The sequence below is a fragment of the Actinoplanes derwentensis genome (genome assembly GCF_900104725.1).
GTDB classification, from domain to species: Bacteria; Actinomycetota; Actinomycetes; order Mycobacteriales; family Micromonosporaceae; genus Actinoplanes; species Actinoplanes derwentensis.
This window is the reverse complement of the sequence record NZ_LT629758.1, coordinates 10,462,520-10,485,319: the sequence shown is the minus strand read 5'-3', so window position 1 is coordinate 10,485,319 and position 22,800 is coordinate 10,462,520. Positions and strand designations below refer to the sequence as shown.

The 22,800-nt window shown below is 69.5% G+C and carries 21 protein-coding genes; 8 read left to right on the top strand and 13 right to left on the bottom strand.

Annotated features, from left to right (window positions below; translation table 11 throughout):
* Positions 1-1,161, top strand: a complete 1,161-nt coding sequence (locus BLU81_RS46800; RefSeq protein WP_092556147.1) for an MAB_1171c family putative transporter — start codon at positions 1-3, stop codon at positions 1,159-1,161.
* A complete protein-coding gene (locus BLU81_RS46795) occupies positions 1,158-1,550 on the top strand; it encodes a nucleoside triphosphate pyrophosphohydrolase family protein (RefSeq protein WP_092556145.1) in 393 nt (130 codons plus the stop codon). The genes BLU81_RS46800 and BLU81_RS46795 overlap by 4 nt, the downstream gene beginning before the upstream one ends.
* On the opposite strand, the gene BLU81_RS46790 is transcribed toward BLU81_RS46795, so the two are convergent.
* Positions 1,547-2,710, bottom strand: a complete 1,164-nt coding sequence (locus BLU81_RS46790) for a cytochrome P450 family protein (RefSeq protein WP_231953863.1) — start codon at positions 2,708-2,710, stop codon at positions 1,547-1,549. The two genes, BLU81_RS46795 and BLU81_RS46790, sit on opposite strands and share 4 nt — an antisense overlap.
* Before the next feature lie 192 nt (positions 2,711-2,902).
* Here BLU81_RS46790 and BLU81_RS49035 point away from each other — a divergent pair, with 192 nt between their 5' ends.
* Genes BLU81_RS49035 through BLU81_RS46775 form a run of 4 tightly spaced genes read left to right on the top strand, consistent with a single transcriptional unit; the run spans position 2,903 to position 6,013 of the window.
* Positions 2,903-3,289, top strand: a complete 387-nt coding sequence (locus BLU81_RS49035) for a hypothetical protein (RefSeq protein WP_157752110.1) — start codon at positions 2,903-2,905, stop codon at positions 3,287-3,289.
* Positions 3,286-3,477 carry a diguanylate cyclase domain-containing protein gene (locus BLU81_RS49030; RefSeq protein ID WP_157752109.1) on the top strand — a complete coding sequence of 64 codons (192 nt, stop codon included), beginning with the start codon at positions 3,286-3,288 and terminating at the stop codon, positions 3,475-3,477. The genes BLU81_RS49035 and BLU81_RS49030 overlap by 4 nt, the downstream gene beginning before the upstream one ends.
* Entirely contained in the window at positions 3,474-4,622 is a 1,149-nt protein-coding gene (locus tag BLU81_RS46780; protein ID WP_092556139.1) for an FIST signal transduction protein, read from the top strand. The genes BLU81_RS49030 and BLU81_RS46780 overlap by 4 nt, the downstream gene beginning before the upstream one ends.
* Positions 4,622-6,013, top strand: coding sequence for a sensor domain-containing diguanylate cyclase (locus BLU81_RS46775; protein ID WP_092556137.1), 1,392 nt, complete (start codon positions 4,622-4,624; stop codon positions 6,011-6,013). The genes BLU81_RS46780 and BLU81_RS46775 overlap by 1 nt, the downstream gene beginning before the upstream one ends.
* On the opposite strand, the gene eccCb is transcribed toward BLU81_RS46775, so the two are convergent.
* Positions 5,991-9,371 (bottom strand): type VII secretion protein EccCb, encoded by a 3,381-nt coding sequence (eccCb, locus tag BLU81_RS46770; protein WP_157752108.1) that lies wholly within the window; start codon positions 9,369-9,371, stop codon positions 5,991-5,993. The two genes, BLU81_RS46775 and eccCb, sit on opposite strands and share 23 nt — an antisense overlap.
* 161 nt (positions 9,372-9,532) lie before the next feature.
* Between eccCb and BLU81_RS46765 the strand changes: the two genes are divergently transcribed.
* Positions 9,533-10,255: a S1 family peptidase gene (locus BLU81_RS46765; RefSeq protein WP_092556133.1), complete on the top strand. Its 723-nt coding sequence runs from the start codon at positions 9,533-9,535 to the stop codon at positions 10,253-10,255.
* On the opposite strand, the gene BLU81_RS52230 is transcribed toward BLU81_RS46765, so the two are convergent.
* The 4 genes from BLU81_RS52230 to BLU81_RS46745 all read right to left on the bottom strand — a co-directional run bounded on the left by BLU81_RS52230 (position 10,140) and on the right by BLU81_RS46745 (position 13,741).
* On the bottom strand, positions 10,140-10,562 hold the full coding sequence (locus BLU81_RS52230; RefSeq protein WP_092556131.1) for a Tc toxin subunit A: 423 nt from the start codon (positions 10,560-10,562) through the stop codon (positions 10,140-10,142). The genes BLU81_RS46765 and BLU81_RS52230 overlap by 116 nt on opposite strands.
* A gap of 371 nt (positions 10,563-10,933) precedes the next feature.
* Positions 10,934-11,833, bottom strand: coding sequence for a nucleotidyl transferase AbiEii/AbiGii toxin family protein (locus tag BLU81_RS46755; protein WP_157752107.1), 900 nt, complete (start codon positions 11,831-11,833; stop codon positions 10,934-10,936).
* Positions 11,830-12,519, bottom strand: coding sequence for a type IV toxin-antitoxin system AbiEi family antitoxin domain-containing protein (locus BLU81_RS46750; protein ID WP_092556127.1), 690 nt, complete (start codon positions 12,517-12,519; stop codon positions 11,830-11,832). Before BLU81_RS46750 ends, BLU81_RS46755 begins: the two co-directional genes overlap by 4 nt.
* Positions 12,520-12,616: 97 nt before the next feature.
* Positions 12,617-13,741 (bottom strand): GGDEF domain-containing protein, encoded by a 1,125-nt coding sequence (locus tag BLU81_RS46745; protein ID WP_092556125.1) that lies wholly within the window; start codon positions 13,739-13,741, stop codon positions 12,617-12,619.
* Positions 13,742-13,960: 219 nt separating this feature from the next.
* On the opposite strand from BLU81_RS46745, the gene BLU81_RS49025 reads away from it, so the two are divergent.
* Positions 13,961-15,121, top strand: a complete 1,161-nt coding sequence (locus BLU81_RS49025; protein WP_157752106.1) for a branched-chain amino acid ABC transporter substrate-binding protein — start codon at positions 13,961-13,963, stop codon at positions 15,119-15,121.
* On the opposite strand, the gene BLU81_RS46735 is transcribed toward BLU81_RS49025, so the two are convergent.
* The 7 genes from BLU81_RS46735 to BLU81_RS46710 are packed head-to-tail and all read right to left on the bottom strand — an operon-like array spanning position 15,112 to position 22,794.
* Positions 15,112-17,355: a discoidin domain-containing protein gene (locus BLU81_RS46735; protein ID WP_092556121.1), complete on the bottom strand. Its 2,244-nt coding sequence runs from the start codon at positions 17,353-17,355 to the stop codon at positions 15,112-15,114. The two genes, BLU81_RS49025 and BLU81_RS46735, sit on opposite strands and share 10 nt — an antisense overlap.
* Positions 17,352-18,224 (bottom strand): peptidylprolyl isomerase, encoded by an 873-nt coding sequence (locus BLU81_RS46730; RefSeq protein ID WP_092556119.1) that lies wholly within the window; start codon positions 18,222-18,224, stop codon positions 17,352-17,354. Before BLU81_RS46730 ends, BLU81_RS46735 begins: the two co-directional genes overlap by 4 nt.
* A complete protein-coding gene (locus tag BLU81_RS46725; RefSeq protein ID WP_197686075.1) occupies positions 18,221-19,534 on the bottom strand; it encodes an alpha-L-fucosidase in 1,314 nt (437 codons plus the stop codon). The genes BLU81_RS46730 and BLU81_RS46725 overlap by 4 nt, the downstream gene beginning before the upstream one ends.
* Positions 19,531-19,695: a DUF6903 family protein gene (locus BLU81_RS49020; protein ID WP_157752105.1), complete on the bottom strand. Its 165-nt coding sequence runs from the start codon at positions 19,693-19,695 to the stop codon at positions 19,531-19,533. Before BLU81_RS49020 ends, BLU81_RS46725 begins: the two co-directional genes overlap by 4 nt.
* Before the next feature lies 1 nt (position 19,696).
* On the bottom strand, positions 19,697-20,557 hold the full coding sequence (locus tag BLU81_RS46720; RefSeq protein ID WP_092556117.1) for a carbohydrate ABC transporter permease: 861 nt from the start codon (positions 20,555-20,557) through the stop codon (positions 19,697-19,699).
* 12 nt (positions 20,558-20,569) lie between these two features.
* Positions 20,570-21,460 carry a carbohydrate ABC transporter permease gene (locus BLU81_RS46715; protein WP_231953861.1) on the bottom strand — a complete coding sequence of 297 codons (891 nt, stop codon included), beginning with the start codon at positions 21,458-21,460 and terminating at the stop codon, positions 20,570-20,572.
* A 44-nt stretch (positions 21,461-21,504) separates the two neighbouring features.
* Complete coding sequence (locus BLU81_RS46710) at positions 21,505-22,794, bottom strand: carbohydrate ABC transporter substrate-binding protein (RefSeq protein WP_092556115.1); 1,290 nt, start codon at positions 22,792-22,794, stop codon at positions 21,505-21,507.
* Between the last annotated feature and the right edge of the window lie 6 nt (positions 22,795-22,800).

The following is a 22,800-nucleotide window of genomic DNA, read 5'->3' as shown; positions in this document are numbered from 1 at the left end:
ATGTCCTCGGTGATCTATCCGCTGGTGGCGGCACTGGCACTGATCGCGCTGGCGTACAAGATCCCGCCGTTGATCCGGGATCCGCGCAGCGCGACCCGGCGCGCGCTGGTGACGATGCTGGCCTGCCTGGTCTGGGCGCCGGCCGCGAACACCCCGTTCGTCTACGTGCGCATCGACGAACTGTTCGGTGTCCCCAACATCGCCCGGCTGATCGCCCACTACGGGATCATCGGGTTCGCTGTCTCGGTGCAACTGCTCCTGCTGCACTGGACGGTCACCGACCCGCCCCGGCGCAGCACCTGGTTCCGGTTCCTCGCGGTGGCCGCCGGTGCCGCGGCGATGGCCGTCCTCTTCGCGCTCGCGCCCCTCGACACCACTTTGACCAGCGAGTTCACCACCCGGTACGGCGACGCGCCCTACATGGCCGAGTACATGATGGTGTACCTGGGCTACTTCGTGATCGCGCTGGCCGACATCCTGCGACTGTCCTGGCGGTTCGCCCGCCGGACCCGGCAACGGTTCCTGCGCCTCGGTCTGCGGCTGGTCGGCTGGGGCGCGGTCTTCGGGCTGGCCTACTGCGCCGAGAAGGCGTTCTACATCGGCGCTCGCAACATCGGCTGGGAACCGATCCCGGCGGCCGTGCAGCAGCAGATGTCGCCGCTGCTCACCGGGCCGGGCTGCGTGCTCATCCTGATCGGTTTCACCATCCCCTCCTGGGGTCCGAAGGTGGCCGCCGCCGCAGCCTGGCTGCAGCGGCTGCGCACCTACCACCGGCTCTACCCGCTGTGGGCGTTGCTGAGCCGGGCCACCCCGGAGATCGCGCTCGACCCGAGCCACACCCGCCGCGGTGCGGTCCGGGACATCGACTACCGCCTGGTCCGGCTGGTGGTCGAGATCCGCGACGGCTGGCTGGCGCTGCGCCCGTGGTTCGACGCCCGGGTGGCGCGGGAGGCGGACTACGGCGACCCCTATCGGGTGCAGGCTGCCGTGCTGGCGGCCGCGATCCGGGCCAAGGCTCGCGGCGAACAACCCGCCGAACGCTGGACGGCCGACCCTCGGGGCGGCACCGACATCGCCGGGGAGACCGCGCATCTGCTGCGCATCGCCCGGCACCTGCGGGCGGCCGGGCCCGCACCGACCAAACAGGTGGTGGTTTCGTGAGCGAGACTCTGCGGCACATCGAAGCGCTGGCGGCGCTGCTGCCGGACGCCCAGCGCAGTGCCCACGCGTACGCCCGGAAGATCGATCTGTTCTCCGGGTCCGGCGACGTCGAGGCGGCGCATCCCAGCGGGCGGGCCTACGTCGCGGCGACCCGGATGGCGCTGCTGCAGAGCGAGGTCAGTGAGGCCCTGCAGGAGATCCGCAGCCGCGACCTGGACCTGGACCCGGCGGCCCGCCGCCCGGACGACGCGCTCAGCCTGGAACTGGCCGACATCCTGATCCGGACCCTGGAACTGTCCGAGTACCTGGGTGTCGACCTCGGCGCCGCCCTGGTCGCGAAGACCGCCGACACCCTCGGCGGTTACCGCCACGGCGGCGTCCGCTTCTAGGTCAGGCGAACCGGCAGGTCGACCAGGCCACGGGCCCGGAACGACGGCCGCCAGCGCAGCTCACCGGCCGGGACGGCCAGGCGCAGCTCGGGGAAACGCCGCAGCAGGGTGCCGATGGCGATCTCCAGCTCGATCCGGGCCAGCGGGGCGGCCACGCAGTAGTGGATGCCGTGCCCGAAGGTCAGGTGACCGCCGGACCGGCCGGGGAGCACCGTGCCGGGGTCGGTGAAGACCGCCGGGTCCCGGTTCGCCGCGCCGACCACGAGGAGCACGGTCTCCGCCCGCGGCACCACGACGCCGTCCACCTCGACGTCCTCGGTGGTGAACCGCCGCAGCAGAACGGTCGCCGGTGGCTCGTACCGCAGAAGTTCCTCGACGGTCTTCCCGATGTCCGCCACCATGCCGGACCGGTCCGGCACCGTCAGCAGGGTGAGGACGCCGGTGCCGATGGCGTGCACGGTGTTCTCGAAACCGGCGAGCAGCAGCAGGAACGCGAGCGAGGTCAGCTCGTCCTCGGACAGCCGGTCGCCGTTCTCGCGGGCGGCGATCAGCGCGGAGAGCAGGTCGTCGGCCGGTTCGGCGCGTTTGCGGGCGAGCAGGTCCACCAGGTAGGCGTGGATGGCGGCGACGGCCCGCAGCCCGGCCCGGGGATCGTCGCGCGGCGGGACCAGCATGACGTCGGTCCACGACCGGAAGTCGGCACGGTCGGTCTCCGGCACCCCGAGCAGCTCGCAGATGACCGCCACCGGCAGCGGACCGGCGTACCCGCGGATCAGGTCCGCCTCGCCGTCGCCCGGCAGCGCGTCCAGCAGGTCGTCGGCGGTGCGCTGGATCAGCGGCCGCAGGTTCTCCACCCGGCGCGGGGTGAACGCCTGCGACACCAGACGGCGGATCCGGGTGTGGTTCGGCGGGTCCATGTTGAGCAGGTTGGCGTCCAGCGCCGGAGGCAGCGAGAAGCCCCGCCAGCTGCCGTCGCCGTTGCTCTTGTCGACGGACAGCCGGGGGTCGCCGAGCAGGGCGCGAACGTCGGAATACCTGGTCACCAGCCAGACCGGGGAACCGTCGGGCAGGTCCACCCGGCTGGCGGGCGCGGAGTCGCGCAGGCCGGCCCAGACCGGGTACGGGTCGCGGAAGAACTCCTCGGAGACCGGTAGCTGCACGCATCCTCCTGGCACGAAGAAAGTGAACAAGGAAAGGCCGGGCATCCACGGGGGAAGATGCCCGGCCTTTCGTCTTAAATCGAATCACATTCATACCCGGTTCCGCTACTCGGGAGCATCATCCGGTCTTCTCACGTTCGGCCCCGGCGCGCCGATTGGTCAGAAGGACGGACCGCGAGGGAAGAAGGCGCGATGGCGGGGTGGCGGTGGTATCTCGCCGTGTGCGCTGTCGGTGCCGTCGTCCACAACCTGGTGCCGCCGGGCCCGGCACAGGCGGTGATCGTCTCGATCGTGCACTTCTCCGGCGTGGCCGCGATCCACCTGGGGGTCCGCCGGTATCGGCCGGCCACCCCGCCCCAGGACGGCATGATCGGCCGGTGGCGGCTGGTCTCGCTGGCCATCGCCGGTCTGATGGCCCCGCTGGTGCTGACCATCGAATGGCTCCCCGACGACGAACAGCTCGACGTGCCGGTCGTGGTCGGCGGCAGCGTCCTGCTCTTCCTGCTGGTGATGGCCCGGCTGCACGGTGTCGTCGACCTGGACGGTTTCAAGGCGCCACCGACGAGCAGGCAGCCGTGATCGCCGCCCGGATCGTCGAGGCGGTGGCCGAACCGATCCCGGTCGGTGGGGTGCCGGTCCGGGTGGGCGCCAGCATCGGCGTCATCACGGCGCCCGGGGGCGCCGACCCGGAGAACGAGATCAAGAGAGCGGACACCGCGATGTACGCAGCGAAAGCCGCCGGCCGTGGCCGGGTGCACCAGACGTGAACGCCATCGGCACCGGAACGAGCCGCGGCCCGGCGGCCACCACCGCGGCCGTGGCGGCGGCCCTGGGCGGCCGGACCCCGGCGCCCGGTGACCTGGTCGTCGTCTTCCCCACCAGCGACCAGGACCCGCGGGCGGTGCTGGACGACGCCCGGGCGGTCGCGGGCGCGGCCACCACGGTCGGCTGTTCGTCGTTCGAGTCGTTCTCCATCGACGGGCACGTGCCGTCCGGCTGTGTCGCCCTGTACCTGCCCGCCGGTGGCGCGTCGATCGGTGTCGCGGCCGGCGAACCGCTCGGTGACGACATCGCCGGTGCCACCCGCCGGACGGCTGAACAGGCCCGGGTGCGGGCGGGCGGCGGTCACCCGTACTCGGTGCTGATGATCCTCTCCGACGGTCTCGCCGGCGACCAGCGTGAGGTGATGCGCGGCGCCTACGCGGTGGCCGGGGCGACCGTGCCGATCGTCGGTGGCACCGCGGCCGAACCGCTGCGGATGGTGCGGACCTACCAGCTCGCCGAGGACCGGGTCCTGCACAACGGGGTGGTCGCCGTCTGGATCGACTCGCCGGTCCCGCTCGGTGTCGCCACCGCGCACGGCTGGCGGCCGACCGGCAAGGCCATGTTCGTGACCCGCGCCGAGGGCAATGTGATCCGCGAACTGGACGGGCGCCCGGCCCGGGACGCCTACCTGGCGATGCGCGGCTGCGACCCCCGGGAGGTCGAGGGGATGTCGTTCGCCGGGCTGGTGATGGACCGCCCGCTGGGGCTGCCGAACGCGTCCGGGCACTTCGACGTCCGGCACATCCTCGGCAGCACCCCGGACGGCGGGCTGACCATGTTCGGTCACGTCAGCGACTACGCGGTCGTGCAGATCATGGAGAGCACCTTCGCGGAGCTGATCGACGCCGCCGGGCAGGCCACCGCGGATGCCGTCGCCCAGCTCGCCGGGCCGCCGCGCGGGGCCCTGGTGTTCAGCTGCACCGCGCGGACCGCGCTGTTCGGCGACCGGGCGTCGGCCGAGGCCGAGGCGGTGACGGCCGCCCTGTCCGGTGCGCCGTCGGCCGGGCTGTTCACCTACGGCGAGTTCGCCCGGGTGGCCGGGTCGAGTGGCTTCCACAACGCGACGGTGGCGGTGCTGGCGTTCTGATGGCTGACTCCTCTGTTGACGACTCTGTCGACGACCAGGAACTGACCCGGCTACGCGACGAGGTCCGTGACCTGCGCGCGCGGATCGCCGCGTCGCACGCCGCGTCGGCGCAGGCGCTGTCGCGGGCCACCCGGATCGCCCAGGTGGTGAGCATGCTCGGCCGGCTCAGCGACGCCGACGACATCCTGGCCAGCGCGACCGGTGAGGTGGCCGAACTGTTCGCCGCCGACGTGGCGTTCTTCTGGCTGGTGCGCGACGGGCGTACCGAACCGGCCGGTTCCTGGGGCGTCCCCGACCGCGACATGCCGGCCGGCGATCCTGAGGTACCAGCGGCCGTGGTCGCGGCGACCGCGGCCGATCCGCTGCTCGCCGGCCCGGCCGGCCCGGTGCCGGTACCTCAGTGGCTGTCCGGGTACCGCGTCCGGCACGCCGCCTGGGCCCGGCTGGCCACCGGCGACGAGGCCCTGGGCTACATGGTGCTGATGCGCCGCAGTGACACCCCGTTCGACGGCGCCGACACCCTGGAACTACGCGCGGTCGCCACCCGGCTGGCCCTGGCGGTGGACAACGACCGGTTGCAGCGCCGCACCCAGCAGCAGCTCCAACGGTTGCGGCGGCTGCACGAGCTGACCCAGCGACTGGTCGGCATCCTCGACCTGACCCAGGTGGTCCGGGAGGTCGAACAGATGGTGACCGCCGAGGTCCCGGTCACCGCCGCCACCCTCCACCTGTCCCCCGGGCGGGAACCCGCTACCGGCCGGGTCGTGGCGCTGAGCGCCGGAGGGCGCGACCTAGGGAGCCTGGTGGTCGACGGCGCCCCGCCGGAGGGCAGCGAGGCCGACGCCCTGCTGATCCACCTGGCCGACATCGCGGCGCTGGCTGTCTCCAAGGCGCTGCTGTTCGAACGGGTCAAGGACCAGGCCCAGCACGACTCCCTGACCCGGCTCGCGAACCGGGCCCTGTTCATGGAACGCCTCGAACAGGCGGTCACCGCGGCCGAGAACACCGGCGGTTCGGTGGGCGTGATCTTTGCCGACCTGAACGGGTTCAAGGCGGTCAACGACACGTACGGCCACGACGTCGGCGACGCCCTGCTGACCGGTGTGGCGCGGCGCCTGGCCGGGGCGGTCCGCAAGGACGACCTGGTGGCCCGGCTCGGCGGCGACGAGTTCGTGGTCCTCTGCACGGTCTCCGGCCCGGACGAGGCGAGTGCCCTGGCCCGGCGGCTGGCCGGGGCACTGCAACCGTCGTTCGCGCTGGGCGGTCTGCGCCTGTCGGCGGGTTCCAGCTTCGGAGTGGCGATCACCGACGAGGTGGGTTACGACCCGGAGGCGCTGCTGCGGGCCGCCGACAGTGCCATGTACCGGGTCAAGGGTTCGTCCGGGCGTTGAGCGACGGCATCTCCGGATCGCTCCAGGCGGTCTGGAGCACCGTCGTCCCGTCACTGTGCCGGGACAGGACACCCCGGCCCGGAGGCTGCGGCCGGGGCCGGACCTTGCCGAACAGCTTGCCTTCCTCGGGGCTGCCGGACATCACCAGAACCGGGCTGTCGAGTTGTTCGAGACGGCGCAGCAGCGGCTCGTACGTCGCCCGGCCCGCACCGCCCGCCCGGCGCGCGATGATCAGGTGCAGGCCGATGTCCCGCGCGTACGGGATCAGCTCCACCAGCCCGGACAGCGGATTGTTACCCGGAGTGACCACCAGGTCGTAGTCGTCGATCAGGATGAACAGGTCCGGGCCCCGCCACCAGCTGCGGTCGCGCAACTGTTCCCGGGTCACGTCCGGGCCGGGCAGCCGACGGGACATCGCGGCGATGATCGAACCCATCGCGTCGTTCAGCACCGTCCCGGACGTGGCGTGGGTCAGCAGGTGCTCCCCGTCGACCGCGCCGAGCAGGCCACGCCGGTAGTCGACGAGCACCAGGCGGGCCTCGTCGAGTGTGTACCGGCTGGTGACCGACCGGGCGATCAGCCGCAGCAGGTTGGTCTTGCCGCATCCCTGATCCCCGAAGATCACCAGATGCGACGAGGATTCCGCGTCGTCGAACCGGACCGGCGCCAGGTTCGCCTCGTCGAGCCCGATCGGGATGCCCGGACCGGTGAGATCGGCGGCCGGCAACAGCCGGGGCAGCAGCCGCAGTCTCGGTGCCCGCTCGGCCGGCCAGATGGCCTTGGCCCGCGCGACCAGCTCCGCGGAGCCCCGCGCCGAATCGAAGAGATCATTCGGACCTTCGACGCGCGGTACGGCGGTCAAGAAGTGCAGTCCCTCCCGGGTCAGTCCCCGGCCGGGCGTGGTGGGCACGGTGCGCGCGGCCCGCCGGTCGATCTCCGACTCGGCGGCGACACCGAGCCGCAGTTCGATCCGGGTGCCGAACAGGTCCCGCATGTCACCGGGGATCTCGGCCCAGCGGGTCGCGGTGATCGCCACGTGGACCCCGTAGTCCAGCCCGCGGGTGGCCAGGTCCAGCACCGTCCGGTCGATGTCCCGGTGGTCCTCGCACAGCTCCGCCCACCCGTCCACCACCAGGAAGACCTCACCGAACGGGTCGTCGGAGTCGGCACGGCCGGTGAACCGGGCCTCCCGCGCGCCGATCAGGGCATCGACCTCGGCCAGTGTCCGCCGGATGATGTCGGTGTCGGACCGCCCGGCCATCCCGGACATGTGTGGCAGGCCGGCCATCGCGTTCAGGTCGCCGCCGCCCAGGTCGATGCAGAGGAACTGCACCTCACGCGGGTCGTGGGTGAGGGCCAGCGCGGCGATCAGGGTGCGCAGCAGGGTGCTCTTGCCGGACCGGTCGCCGCCGACCACAGCGATGTTGCCGGCCGCACCGCCGAGTTCCAGCAGGTACGGTTCCTGCCGCTGTTCGTACGGCCGGTCGGTGACACCCACCGGCACAGTGAGCCGGGCCCGCCGCTGTTCGCCGAGCAGGTCGACGATGTTCGGCGCCACGACCAGCGGCGCCAGCAGGATCTGATGGGCCGGCGGGCCCTCGACGGCGAGCCGGACGGCGATCACGTCGAGCAGACTCGCACCACCCTCCTCCCGGTAGGCGCCGTCGACCGTGGCGGCCCGGAACCACTGCAGGCTGGAGGTGCCGGTCTTCAGGAACCCGGCGCCGGGCGTCTTCGGCAGCTCGAAGGCGTCCGGGACCCCGATCAGCTCCTGGCTCTCCCGCTCGGAGGCGGTGCGCAGGGCGATCCGGTACGACAGGTGGGTGTCCAGGCCCCGCAGCCGGCCCTCCTCCAGGCGCTGTGCGACGAGCAGCAGATGCATGCCCACCTCGGCACCGGACCGGGCGATCGTCATGAACGCGTCGATGAAGTTCGACCGGAGGTCGACCGCGTCCTGGAACTCGTCGACCACCACCAGCAGCCGCGGCATCGGGATCCGCGGGTCGTCCTTGATCAGATTCCGGCGGCGTTCGATCTCGCCGAGGAGCGCCTGCAGCAGACGGTTGTCGTCGTGTTCGGACTCGCCCACGTAGCTCAGGACCGCCCCGGTGTGCGGCAGGTCGTCCAGGTGCCCGCCGGTCAGGCCGCCGGCCCGGTCGATCAGCAGGAAGTTGACCTCCGACGGCGAGTGGGTGACCGCGAAGGCGATGAGGATCGTCCGGATCAGCTGGGTCTTACCGGTGCCGGTCGCCCCGACGATCAGGCCGTGCGGGTTCTCCCCCAGATCGATCTCGACGACCGCGCCGTCGGCCCCGGTGCCGATCGGGACCCGCAGCAGGTGCCGATCCGGGCCGGGCTGCCAGGTGGATCGCGGGTCCAGGGCGGCGGCGTCCGGGATGCCGAGCAGGTCGGTCAGCACCGCGCTGTGGCCGAGCCGCCGGACGTTCTCCACCGGCGGTTCCTTCTCCTCACCGGCGAGCTGCCGGGTGGAGAGACGGCGGGACAGGTCTTCGGCCTGCGCCACGGTGAGCATGTCCGGCGTACCCAGCTGGGTGGTCTGCTTGGGGGTGTCGATCGCGACCGCGGCGGCGGTGACGTTGAGTCGCAGCAGCCACCGGCCGGCACCTCCGGGCGCCTGGCCGGACAGGTCGACGACAGTGGTCGACTTCGGGCCGACCCCGACCAGGCGGCAGGTCGGCGCCACCTCACCGCCGTCCAGGATCACCACCAGATGCGCGCCGGACTCCGGGGTCTTCGCGGCCGGGTCGTAGCGGGGCCGGTCGGACAGGTCCCGGCCGAGCGTCTTCTCCAGGTCCAGCAGCGTCTCGAAGACCAGCGTCCCGGCAGCGGCCCGGGTGTGCGGCAGCTGCCGCACCCAGTCCCAGGCGGCCAGCCGGCCGGGCTCGGCGACCACCGCGATCCGCAACTCCTCCGGCGAGTGCAACACCGCGAGCTGCGCGATCATGGCCCGGGTCAGGCCGGTCACCGGTTCCCGCTCGCCCCGCAACGTCACCCGGCTGAACGCCCGCAGCCGCACCGACAGCGGCAGATGCGGCACGGCGATCGCGGTGCTGGTCTCCAGGTCCTCGATGGCCGACGGTTCGAGCGCGGCGATGTCGACGGTCGGCTTGCGGGCGTCGACCGCCACCCGGACCTCGGCGAAGTCCTCGTCGCCGGTACGCCGCTCCCACATCCGCGACGACCCCACCATCGACGGCAGCGCCGCCGGCTCCGGATGCCGCCAGAGCAGCGCGGTCCGCTGCCGGCTCAACTGCCGCAGGTGATCGACCGGCGACTCTCCGGTCACCGGCTCCGGCCCGGCCTGCCGTGGTGGCCTACGGAACATCCCGGTGTCCAACGCGTCCTCCCAGTGACCGACGAACCGACGCCCATCGTAGGAGGCCGCTCTCCGGCATCCCGCCCGGTAGAGCCCCCAGTTGACATGTATCGACATTCGTAATTATCTGGCAAGGTTTGTTCGCAGGTAGAAGCCCGTTCCCCGAACAGAAGGGCCGATTCATGCGCCGACTCCTCCTGACCGCCGCGATCGCTCTGGCCGGCCTGCTCGCCCCGTCCACCGCGGCAGCAGCCGCCGAAATCCCCGGCCCGTTCGTGGTCGGCGGCACCCCCGCCAGTGAGAACTACCCGTTCATGGTCTACGTGTCCGGCTGCACCGGCTCCCTGATCAAAGCCAACTGGGCCGTCACGGCAAAACACTGCACCACCCCCTCCTCGGTACGGGTGGGCAGCACCGACCGGGCCGCGGGTGGCATCGTCGTCGCCGTCACCAGGGCCGTCAGCCACCCGACCATCGACGTGAAGCTGCTGCAACTGGCCAGCTCGGTGTCATACGCCCCCGCCCCCATCCCGACGACATCCGGCGCCGTCGGCACCGCCACCCGCATCATCGGCTGGGGCCAGACCTGCCCCACCCCCGGATGCGGCTCCGCCCCGCGCGTCGCCAACCAGCTGGACACTTCGATCGTCGCCGACAGCCGCTGCGCCGGCATCAACGCCGCCTACGAGATCTGCACCAACAACACCAACGGCACCGCCGGCGCGTGTTACGGCGACTCCGGCGGCCCGCAGGTCCGTCAGGTGAGCGGCCGCTGGAACCTGATCGGCGTCACCAGCCGCGCCGGCAACAGCAGCTCCACTTGCGCCACCGCTCCGTCCATCTACGGCGACCTCCCGTCCATCCGGGCCTGGGTGAACACCCAGGTCGGCGGCCTCCCGTCCTGACCGACCCCGGCGCGGCCCGGTAGAGGTCGGCCGGTGGCACCGCGAATCCCGCCAGGTAGCGGCGCATCCGCACATCAGCGAGATGAAACGGCGCTGCGGCCGGGAACCGGGCCTCAGCCAGCCACGCGTACAGGTCCGCGTCCTCCGGGAGCCGCCCGCGCAGCACCGCCTCCAGCACCTCGGTGACGATCTCCAGGTACGGCACCTCACCGACCGTGTTCGGCCCGTCCAGCAGCAGCGTCTTCAGATCCGGCCGCCGCGCGAACAGCTGGTCCTTCGTCACCGTGGGCTGGTCGGCCAGGATCATCCGCAACAGGTCGGCCAGATAGACCCCGGCGAGTAGACGGTCCGCGCCTCGTCCACCGGCCGCAGGTCGAGTTCACCGAACAGACGCAGGCAGGAAGGCAGATCACGCGACATGGAAGCCTCTTCCGCCGGGGAACACGGCACTACCGCCCGAGCGCGGATCAGCATACTTCCACTGTGGACAAACTTAACTGTTGTCTATCCGATGCTCGACAGGCCCTGAGGCGCCAGCGGATTCCCTACTTGGGGACTTCTGTAACGGTGAGCAGTACATTTGCTGCGTGGAAGCGCGGCGCCTCGCAATACTGGCGGCCATGGCAGAACATCAGGCGGGGCTGTTCAGCACCGCCCAAGCCGTTGCGGCCAGATAGCTCACCCGGCGGACCGCGCCCACTCACGGCGCACGAAGTCCCAGGCGCCACCGGCGCTCCCGTCCAGAAGCGGATCCAGGAACGGCCCGACCACGGCGAGCGCGCCGTCGAGGTCGAGCGCCGTCAGGCCGACCGCCCGGCGCGCCTCGGCCCGATATCCGGCCGTCCACAGGCCACGATCAGGAACGCCGAACTCGGACGGCAGTTCCAGAACGCGGCGCCGGCCCTCCTTACGCAGCGCCCGCATCTGGAGTTCCGCGTCGACGGTGGCCCGCTCGGTGATCGCGACCAGGTCGATCAGGTCCTTGAATCTGGTGGACGGCCGCCCGTCGTGCCGTTCGAAAATCGCGCACACCTTGTCGGCGACGTGGTCGACCAGTGGGTAGGCCCGCCACAGCCTCTTCTCCGAGGCGAACAGCGAGGTCAGCGGCGGGACGGAATCCGGCTCGGCGCTCATCTCCACGCCGTCGGCCACGATGTCGACCTGGAAGGCGGTCCACACCTTCGTACCGATGAACGATCTGACCCGCACCTGCGCCGCCTGGGCACCGGCGGCCCGGATCCGGGCCGCCGGACCGACCTCGAACCTCATCCAGTCACCGATGTCGAGTGCCGCGGCGAGCCGCAGCTGCCGCTCGACGTCGGCGATCGCACCGGCCCGGTACACGTCGACGTCGATCGTGTGGCGGGCGGAGACGCGCCTGGCCAGCAGTGCCGTGGCGCCTTTGATCACCCAACCGTCATCGGTCCGGTACAGCCGTTCGATCAGTTGGTCGTAGGCGTACTGGCGCTGCAGGTCCGGCAACGGCCAAGAGCCGCCTGACGCTTCCACGCGAAGTTTGTCGGTGACAGCCCGGCGCATGGCGTCCGGTGTCCGGTGCCACGGGTTCGGCCGTGTCATCCGGCACATTCCTTGGCGGCGGCGGCGGCGGCTTCGGCGAGCCACCTCTCCTGCTCGGGGTCTCCGGACAGATCCAGCAGCCAGCGAAGCAGGCCGATGCCGTCCTGGCGGCGCAGTTCGAACGCCGCGGCATGCGGGGCGATGGCCGCGGCAACCGATGCGGGACCGTCCAGGGCCAGCCGCAGCGCGTCGGCCACCAGTTGACCCACCGCGCCCAGATCCTCCCGGTCCGCCAGCAGGTCCGCCGCGATCCGGCCGGGTCGTGTCACGGGAAGGCCGGCCAGGGTGACGCAGTCCGCCGCCACGTCACCACGATGCAGCCGGACATCCGTACGCCGGGTCTGCTTTCTGGTCGCAAGGGTGAACTCGTGGGTGTCGGCCGGCAGATGCCCGATCCCGAAGAGCATCGCCGCGGATCGGTGCGACACGGCCCCGGACTCCGGAACACGTTCCCAGGCCGGCAGCCCGGGTTCGAGCTGCAGCCAGGCGGCACGCAGCTCCAGATGGTCGGTCCCACCGCCGCCGCGAACCCGGTAGACGCCGTGCGCGACCCGCTCCAGGGCACCTCGGTGCACCCCACGTGCCAGCGTGGCCCAGGCGACTCCGGTCGATTCGACCTGCTGTTTGGTGACCAGCCCCCACTGCTCGTCGGCAACCGTCAGGACATCAGACCACCCGCCACTCATACCTTCAATCTATAGCGGAAAAGTGACAGATTGCAGCTCCACATCCGGGGGTTACTGCAAAATATCGCGAATATGCTATAGAAAGAAGTCCTCCTCGTCAGGAGGCGCGTCTCTGGGCGTCCCGGGTGTGGTGGTCGGGGTCGTGGGTGGCGACGCCGCCGCCGGTGGTCTTGGCGTGATACATGGCGGCGTCGGCGTGGCGGAACAGTTCGTCGCCGTCGGCTCCGGCCGGGGCCAGGGCGATGCCCAGGCTGCCGCTGATCGTTGCGGGACTGCCGTTCAGCAGGAATTCGTGGCGCAGGACGGCGACCAGTTCGCCGGCGAGTTCGGCGGCTTCGGGCAGGGTGGCGTGGGGCAGCAGCACGGCGAACTCGTCGCCGCCGAGGCGGGACACCAGGCCGTGGTCGGCGACGGTGGTGCTGAGGCGCCGGCCGGTTTCGATCAGCAGCAGGTCGCCGGCCTGGTGGCCGAGGGTGTCGTTGACGGCTTTGAAACCGTCCAGGTCGATGACCATCATGGCGACCGGGGCGGCGGCCAGTGACCGGCTGAGTTCGCGGTGGAAGAGGTCGCGGTTGGGCAGGCCGGTCAGCGGGTCGTGCAGGGAGCGGTGCCGGCTCTCGGTGGCCTGGTCGACGAGGCGGCGCTGGTAGCCGACCACCATCTTCAGGATCATCGCGACCAGGATCAGGCCGATGGCGAACCCGGCCGACGTGCCGAACAGCAGCCGCACCTGGGTTAGCCGTAACGCACTGACCTGCTGCTGGGCGTACTCGTGGTAGGCGCGGGACACTTCGTCGACGTCGTTCTGCAGGGAGTAGAACGCGGGTGTCACCTCGAGCCGGTCGAGCTGGATGGATTCCGGGTCACTGTCGGCGACCATGGTGATGAGTTGTTCGGCGAGCTTGCGGTACCGGGTCTGGGCGGCGCGCAGCCGGCCGGCGTCGGCGCGGGCCTGCTGGTCGTTCTTGCCCGCGACTTCGGCGAGCACCCGGTCGGCACCGGCGGCGACCTGGTCGAAGCGCTGTTTGACGGCGACCGACGGTTCGACCTGGTAGTGCCGCAGGTTGACCTCCTGCATGGCGACGGCGATCCGGGCTTCGGTGAACAGCATGTCGACCACCAGCGCGTCGCCCTGCTGGCTGGTCGCGCGGGTGGTGTGCACGGTGCCCTGGATGACGTAGGCGGCCAGGGTGAGCAGGACGGCGGCCAGCGCGACGGGCATCAGCACGCTGTACCGACGGTTGGTCCGGGTCACATCCGGTTGATCGGCGCTCGCGGCGTTCCGGTGAGGAAAACCTCCCACGCTCGCGGCGTTCCGGCCAGGGAAACCTCCCGCGCTCGCGGCGATCCGGTGCGGAAAACCTCTCAGGCGAAGCGGCGGTACGCCGAACAGGTTGCCGAACCGCGCGAACGGATCGAACGGGTCGAACGGAGTCCTCGGGTGCCGGGTCGGAGATTACTGACCGTTCTGCTGACGGCGGTCACGCTGGCAGCCTGCGGATCGGCGGAGGAGAGCGGCGAACCCACCGCGTCGGAGGCGGCGACGGTCCGGCTGGGCGCGCTGCTGCCGTTGACCGGCCGGAGCAGTCATTCGGGTGAGGCGATGCGCAACGGTGCCCAACTGGCGGTCGAGGAGATCAACGCGGCGGGCGGGGTGCTGGGCCGGCCGGTCGAGATGGTCGTCGCGGACGACGCCTGTGATCCGGGTACCGCGGTGACGGCGGCTCAGCAGATCGTCGACGACGGCATCGTGGTGTCGGTCGGCGGGTACTGCAGCAGCGCCGTGGTGCCGACCCTGCGGATCTTCCGGGACGCCGGGATCCCGATGGTGATCTCGCAGGCCAATTCGACGGACCTGATCAAACCGAAGTACGACAGTGTCTTCCTGATGTGCGGGACGGTGGCCGCCGAGGCCGAGTTCGCCGTCGACCGGATCAAGCGGCTCGGTGGGAGACGCCTGGCGGTGGTGCACGACGGCACCAGCTTCCCGCTGACCCTGGCCGACGAGACGGTCGCCGTGGCCACCCGTACCAAAGCGGTGGTGATCTCTGAGGAGATCAAGCTGAGCCAGGGCGCGCCCAACTTCCGGCGGATCGCGGACACGGTGATCGCCGGTAAGGCCGACACCGTCTACTTCACCGGCTACTACGCCGAGGCGAACCAGCTCATCAAGGATCTGCGGGGGCAGGGTTTCACCGGCCGGATCGTGGTCGGTGACGGTGCCACCGACGGGCCGCTGCTCGCCGATCTGAGCGGGGCGCAGAGCACCGGCGTGTACGGCACGGCGCTGCTGTTCCCCGAGTTGATGCCGGAACTGGGCGACTGGTCGGCCCGCTATCAGGCGGCTTTCGGTTCCGCGCCGGGCCCGTCGACAGTGGAGGCGTACGACGCCGTGCGGGTGGCGGTCGACGCGATCCGGCGTGCCGGTGACGACCGGCCCTCGGCTGTTCGCGAGGCACTGGCCGCCACCGACACCACCGTGGTGTCCGGGCAGGTCTCGTTCAATCCGGACGGCACCCGCACCGTCCCGACCTTCCTACTGCTGCGCGCCGACGGGCAGACCTTCGTCCGGGACGCGCTGACCGATGTTGATCAGGACTGATAGACCGCGATCTCGGTCATCGTCGGGGTGTACTGCTCGGAGGCGATCTTGCTGGTCAGGGCGACCCGCAACCGGCTGCTGGTGACCGTGCCGAACCCGGTCACGGTCCGGTCGTGGCCGATGCCGCCGGTGAGCGACGCGATCGTCGCCCAGGCCCCGGTGGTGGTGTCCCAGCGTTGCAGGTTGAACGTCGAGACCCGCGGGTTGGTGCCCGAGTCGGTGTACTCGTCCAGGTAGACCTGGTCGAAGGTGACCGGGCTACCGAAGTCGATGTCCAGGGTGATCGGGTAGGTCGCGGCGTCGGCGGCCGCCCACCGGGTGGACAGGTTCCCGTCGGTCAGGTTGACCGCGCCGAGGGTGCCGCCCGCGCCGGAGTGGGTGGAGCTGGCGGTGACCGGCTTGCCGAGGGCCAGGTTGACCCGGGTGCCGTCCTGTTCCTCGATCGGGTCGGTGTCCACCGGGTTCTCGACCTTCGTGCCGGCCGGGGTCTCGACGACGCCGATGTCGGGGGCCGGACCGTAGTAGAGGTGGGTGCCGAGGGCGTCCGCCGAACCCAGGTGCGGGTTGTAGCGCCCGGCGTTGATCAGTGGGGAGTCGGCGCGGGGGACGAAACGCTGGGCCGCCGTACGGATGCCCTCCCCGTCCACGCGGGCGGTGGGGTCTCCGGTGAAGCGCGGATCGGTCCGCACTCCGCGCGGGTCGGCCGGTTCCTGGGCCGAGTGGGTGCCGCTCGCCTCGTAGTAGGCGTTGTTGGAGAACACCGCCTGCCGTAGTGCTCCGGTCCGGCGGTACCAGGGGGTAGCCGTCGTGGTGGACGTGTTGTGGAAGACGTTGTTGAGGAAGTAGACGCGGCTCAGGAACGTCTCGTCGTGCACGTAGTCCATGGCCGCGCCGTCGTACACGAAGGTGTTGTTGGCGAAATAGGTCGGCGAGTAGTTCGTCGACAGCATGTTCTTCACGAGCACCCCGTTGTCGTTGACGCTGAGGTTGTAGCGCGCCACCGAGTTGGAGCTGTTGCCCATGTAGGCCATCCACCCGGCCGCGTTGTCGTGCGAGTAGTTGTGCTCGTAGGTGACGTTGAAGTTGGTGTACTCCAGGTCCCACGGGGTGCCGTCGTACTCGTTGGCGGGCCCGCCGTACACCTCGTTGAACCGCATCACCGAGTCGGCGCCGGCCCACAGGTAGAGCCCGCAGGACACCGCGTCGTACCGCTCCAGGAAGCCGTTGACCTCGTTGTACTCGACGGTCGCCCGCAGCAGGTTGGCGAGCTGGATGGCACCCTGGCCGATGCTCTCGGAGTAGTTGTGGCCGACGTACACGTCCCGGCTGTAGAGGTCCCGAGTGCGGACCCAGAGCTGCTCCCAGCCCTCGTGGAACTTGCCCGCCTCGTCGTATTGACCCGCTGCCGTCCCGTCGGCGTTGAACCAGTTGAACGCCATCTGGATCGCGTGCAACTCAACGTTGATGAACGTGTTGTTCTCAATACGTACGTCTTTGAAGTACCAGCCGGCGGCCGAGTACTCCTTGTAGGACTTGGCGCCGAACACCTGGAAGTTGACCGCACCGTAGTGGATCTTCTGCCAGCTGCTGGGCCCGTCCAGGTCGTGCACGTACACGTCGTTGATCCGGAAGTAGTCCATCACGTTGTCGGCACCGGCCGGCAGCAGATCAGCATTGATCGACACGGCGATACCGTCGCGTACATATGTACCGGTCGTGATGTTCGTATTGAAGTCGTTGTCGTTGGACAGTTCGACGTTGTTGATCGCGAAGTACTGCTGATTACGCAGCACGATCGCCCCGGTCAGGCCGACGGTCTGCGGGTTCTTGGTGCCGTTGGCGAGAAACGGACTGGGCACGTTACCGTTTGTCGCGATATATGGCCGCTTACTGCTCGTACCGTACGCCGAGATCGTGATCGGTTTCCCGGCGGAGCCGGAACCCTTCGGCCACAGCTGCTCGTTCTGCCAGGTCTCCCCGGCTTTGAGCAGGATCCGGTCGCCGGGCTGGAACGTGGTCGCGTTCGCCTTGGCCAGAGTCTTCCAAGCGGTCGCGGCCGTGGTCCCGGCCGCCGTGTCCCGCCCGCCGGTGGCGTCCAGGTAGTAGTCCTTGCCGCCGGTCTGGTTCGCGCTGTCGCCCGGCCACGACAGGGCGACAGCGGCCGCAGCCGGAGTTCCCGGCACCAGTGGCACCGCGACGATCGCCGTGAGCAGGGCGATCAACCCTTTTCTCATCCGTTCCCATCCTCTGCGTTGATGGTTTCGACCGCCGTGGTGTCGACCCGAAAGTCGCCCCCGTCCACCCGGCGCTGCAGGAACTGCTGGAACTTCTCTTCCACGAGCGACTGCCGGATCCGGCTCGCGTAGGTGGCGAACGCCGCCCGTTCATCCACCGTCCGGCCGGTCAGCTCGTAGTAGGTGACCTGGCCGGCGCCGATGACCGGGGCGGAGATCTGCCCCGGCCCCAGTGCGCTGAGCACCGCCAGGAGATCCTGGTCGTGCCGGCTCTCCCCACGCACGGTGACGGTCGCGAGAGTGGCGAGACGAGAGGCGACAACTTCAAGATCAAGAGCTTCGGGCACCACCAATTCGCGGTACGTGTAAACAGTCGCGTTCGCACTCCACTGCGCTTTGTCGGCGTCGAAAGCGGCCCGCACCTCGGCGTCGGTGACCGGCAACTGATCACTCAGAGCCTGGCGCAGTGCCGTGGTCAGTTCGGCGAGCCGGTGCGCGTAGTACTCCTCGGCACCGAACTCGACGAGCCCGTGCACGACCCCACCCTCGGCGGCGGTCCGGGCCCGCCGTTTGTTCTCCTCGTCGAGCGAGGCGAGCAGATCAGCGTGGTCCACCGAGTCGACGAGCCCCTGTTCCTGCGCCAGCAGCCACAGCGTCTTGTCGTGCTTGATCTCGTCGAGCACCCGGTCACTGAGCGGCGAGTCACCCGAGGTGGTGCGTTCCAGGCGATCCATGTGGAAGACCAGTTCGTCCTGGGTGATCGGGTGCCCGTTCAGGGTGGCGACCCGATCCGGCCGGTTCAGCAGGATCACGCCGGTTACCAGGGCCGCGACGACGACTGCCGCGACGAGGAACGCCCACCGTTTCACCGGGCCGCCCCGATCGCCTCCAGCCGGCTTATCACCGGTTCACCACGTGTCTCGCGGATCTCCACCCACACGGCCTCGACGGTGACCGGGTCGAAGGTGAGGATGCGCCGGTGACCGACCGACCGGGCGGACGCCAGCACGGTCCAGTCGCCGTCGACCAGGCCGTGTACCACCAGGTTCTCGACGCGCTGCCCCTGGGTGATGTCCTCGCCGACGACCACCGCTTCGACGGCCCGCGGTTCGGGCAGGTGCAGGGTCAGGTCGCCGCCTCGGGTGGCCGGGATCGCACGGGCCCGGAAGTCAGCGATCCGCTCCCCCAGCCCGCGCAGCGCCACCACGTCGTCGTCGTGGATCCGGCCGTCCGGTCCGGGCGGCACGTTGAGCAGGAACGTCGAGTTGCCGCCCACCGACTTGAGGTAGATCTGGAAAAGTTCGTCCGGCGTACGGACCGCGTCGTCCTCGGCGGAGTGGTAGAACCAGCCGGGCCGGATCGACGTGTTGACCTCGGCCGGGTACCAGACCAGGTCGTCCTCGCAACCGGCCAGGACGGCCCGGCTGCCCAGGTCCTGGTCGTCGCTGCGGACCAGGCGGGAGAACTCGCCGTCGTCGATCTGCTGCGACTTCGCGGCGATCCGCTCGACGTTGCGCAGCGCGCGCGGGACGACACTCCACTCGTCGGGGCGGGTCTCGCCGGCTTCGTTGCCGCACCAGCGCACGTCCGGGCCGCAGACACTGATCACGGCGTCCGGCTGCAGGTCACGCACGACGGCGTAGTACCGGTCCCAGTCGTACTCCTGCACCTTGCCGTTGGGCCCCTCGCCGTTGGCGCCGTCCAGCCAGACCGTGAACACCGGCCCGTAGCCGGTCAGCAACTCGGTGAGCTGGGCGACGTACAGATCGTCGTAGCCCTTGCCGGTGCCGTAGGACTCGTTGTTGCGGTCCCACGGCGACAGGTAGATCCCCAGTTTCAGGCCGTGGGCGCGGGCCGCCTCGGCGACGAGCCCGACGACGTCACCGCGGAAGGGCGAGGACACCACGGAGTACGAGGTGGTCGCGGTCGGCCACAGGCAGAAGCCGTCGTGGTGCTTGGCGGTGATGATCACGCCGGTCATCCCGGCGTTCTTCAGCTCGGCCACCCACTGATCGGCGTCGACGGCGGCCGGGTCGAAGACCGACGGGCGGTCGGTGCCGTCGCCCCACTCCCGGCCGGTCATCGTGTTCATCCCGAAGTGCACGAAGCCGTAGAACTCCATCCGCTGCCAGGCGAGCTGGCGGGCGCTCGGCCGGACCGCGATCAGCTTGTCGTTCACCGGTACCTCCGGTTGTAGGACGCGAGGACGGCGAGCAGCCCGAGCAGGGCGGCCAGCATGATTCCGAGACCGGTCCAGCCGACGTCGGCGCGGTAGCCGATCACCAGGCCGAGACAGATTCCGACGACGACGGTCCGCGCGGCGACGATCAGATATGACATGTCAGCCCTTCACCCCACCGGCGGCCATGCCCTCGATCAGCTTGCGCTGGATCAGGGCGTACACGATCAGGACGGGGACGATCACGATGACCATTCCGGCGTAGAGCCGGCCGTAGTCGGCGGCGGCCTTCTGCGCGGTCATCAGGTTGAGCAGGCCGACCTGCAGCGTCTTACCGTCACCGGGCAGCAGGGTCAGCGAGATGATGAAATCGTTCCAGTACGCCAGGAAGTTGAAGAGGATGACCGTGGTGACCGCCGGGCGGGCCATCGGCAGCATCACCCGCGTCATGATCCGGAACCGGGAAGCGCCGTCCAGCGCGGCCGCTTCCTCGTACTCCTTCGGGATGGTCCGGAAGTACGCGGTGAGCAGGTAGATGGTGAACGGGATCGAGGTGGCCGCGTACACCAGCGACAGCATGGCCGGGTTGTCGATGAAGAACCCGTCCGGCAGCACGTCGATCAGCGCCCGGTCCCAGTCGACGAGCATCAGGAAGATCGGGACGACGATGTAGTTCACGTTGATGAACAGGCCCGCCATCAGCAGCACCTCGACCAGGCTCTTGCCGCGGAAGTCGTACCGGGCCACCACGTAGGCGGCCGGCACCGAGACGGCGAGCACCAGGACCAGCCCGAACAGGGTGACGAGCACCGAGGTCAGGAAGTACTGCCCCATCTTCGCGGTGACGAACGCGTCCACATAGTTCTGGACGTGCAGCGCCCCGGGCAGCGCCCACGGGCTGCCGTAGAACTCGCCCTTGGTCTTCACCGAGGCGAACAGCACCCAGGCGACCGGCACCGCGATGAGCAGCGCGATCACGCTGACCAGCGCGTACGTCAGGCCCCGGCCCAGCTTGTGCGTCATACCAAGGCCTCTTTAGAACTGGAGGGGTTCACGCCGGGTCGCGCGGCTCACCAGCAGCGACACGAGGAAGGAGAACATGAAGATGACGACACCGATCGCCATGCCGTACCCGTACGACGAATTGGTGTAGGCCTGTTTGTACATGTAGCTGAGCAGTACCTCGCTGGATCCGTCCGGTCCGCCGCCGGTCATCGCGCGGACCAGCACGAAGCTGAGGTTTACCGCGCTCATCACGAAGAAGGTGAGCGTGGTGCGCAGGTTCTGCCAGATCAGCGGCAGGGTGATGGCGAAGAACTGGCGGGACGCCGAGGCACCGTCCAGGGACGACGCCTCGTACAACTCCTCGGGGACACTCGACATGCTCGCCATGTAGAGCACCATGTAGTAGCCCAGCGACTGCCAGACCATCGCGATCGCCACCGACCAGAGGACCACCTTCTGGTCACCGAGCCAGACCAGTTGCAACCCGTCCAGGGACAGCGCCCGCAGCGTGCCGTTGATCAGGCCGTTCTCCTGGTCGTAGAGCGCCGAGAAGACGGCCGCGATCACCACCACGCTGAGGACGTTGGGGATGTACAACACGAACCGGTAGAGGTTGCGCCCGCGCAGGTTCTGCCTCGTCATGATCGCGGCGAGGAAGAGGCCCATGCCCATGGTGATCACGGTGACCACCACGAGCAGGGCGACGGTGTTCTGGAAGGCACGGAGGAACTGCTGGTCGTCGAGCAGCTTGGCGAAGTTGTCCAGCCCGACGAACCGCATGTCCGGGGAGAAGCCGCTCCAGGTGTAGAGCGACATCCGGAACACGTTCACGGTCGGCCAGATCATGAACAGCGCGAACAGAGCCAGCGCCGGGATCAGGCAGAGCGCGACGAAGCGGCCGTCGCCGGGCTTCCGGCTCACTTGCCTGCCTGTCTTCCGGGTCATCTTCCGGTCTGGCTTCCGGGTCACTTTCCGGCCTGGCGCAGCTTTTCGCTCGCGTCCTGGAGCGCGGTCTGCCACTGGTCCTCGGTCTTGTCACCGCTGATGATGCTGTTCGCGGTGTCGAAGAGGACGGCCTTGATGTCGACCCCCTCGACCGGGGCGGTGCTGGCGAACCCGCCGACCAGAGCGGCGACGTTCGGGTCCTCGTACAGCTTGAAGAATCCGGCGTTCTCGGCCGGCACGCTCGCCGCGATGCCCTTGACCGGCTGGATGGCGTTGGACGCCGCGAAGATCTTCGCGGCCTCGTCGGAGTAGAGGAACGCGACGAAGTCCTTGGCGGCATCCTTGTTCTTCGCAGCCGAGGGGATCCACACCGACTCGACCGAGGTGGTCAGGTAGCGCTTGGTCCCGGCGGTGACGGCGGGCAGCGGAGTGAGGCCCCACTCGAAGCCCTCGGCGCGCGGGGCGTCCTTCATCTCGCCGACGATCCAGGTGCCGTTCGGCATGAACAGCGCCTTGTTGTCGAGGATGCTCTGCTGGTTCTTGGTGAAGTCCTGCTCGTTGGCGTACCCGACGGTGGTCGGTGCGGCGTAGCTCAGCAGCTTGGTGGTGATGTCCAGCGCCTGCTTGGCCTGCGGGGTCTTCCAGACGTCCTGCTTGTACGTCATCACGTCGGTGTAGAACGGCTCGCCACCGACCCCCGCCAGCAGCGAGAAGAAGTAGGAGTCCAGGTAACCCGCGGTCGGGTAGGTGAACAGCGCGACCCCCTTGGCCTTGGCGTCCTCGGCCAGGGTCCACATCTGATCCCAGGTCTCCGGGACCGTCCAGCCGTTCTTGGTGAACAGGCCCTTGTTGTAGAACAGGCCGGTCGGCGCGTAGTACATCGGCATCAGGAAGGTCTTGCCGTCGCCGTACGGGTCGGTGTTCAGGTTGCCGACGATGCCCTCGGTCAGCCGGTCCTTGACCGTCGCCAGGACCGGGGTCAGGTCTTCGAGGGCCTTGTCCTTGATCAGCGTCTCGGTCAGCCCGGCCTTGCGGCCCTGTCCGAGCACCACCACGTCGGGGAACTTCCCGGCCTTCATGTTGGGGCTGATCTCGTCCTCGATGCTCTTCGAGATCTGCAACTGAACGTCGAGGTCCGGGTGCTTGGCCTTGTACGCCGCGATGACCTGGGTGTACATGTCCTTGCCGTATCCGCCTTCGAGGGCGGCGACGCTCAGTTTCTTCTTTTCCTCGGTGTCCGAACCCGAACAACCGGCCAGAAGGCCGAGCGCCGTGACCGCCGCGGCGGCGATGGCGAGTGACTTCTTCATGTCTAT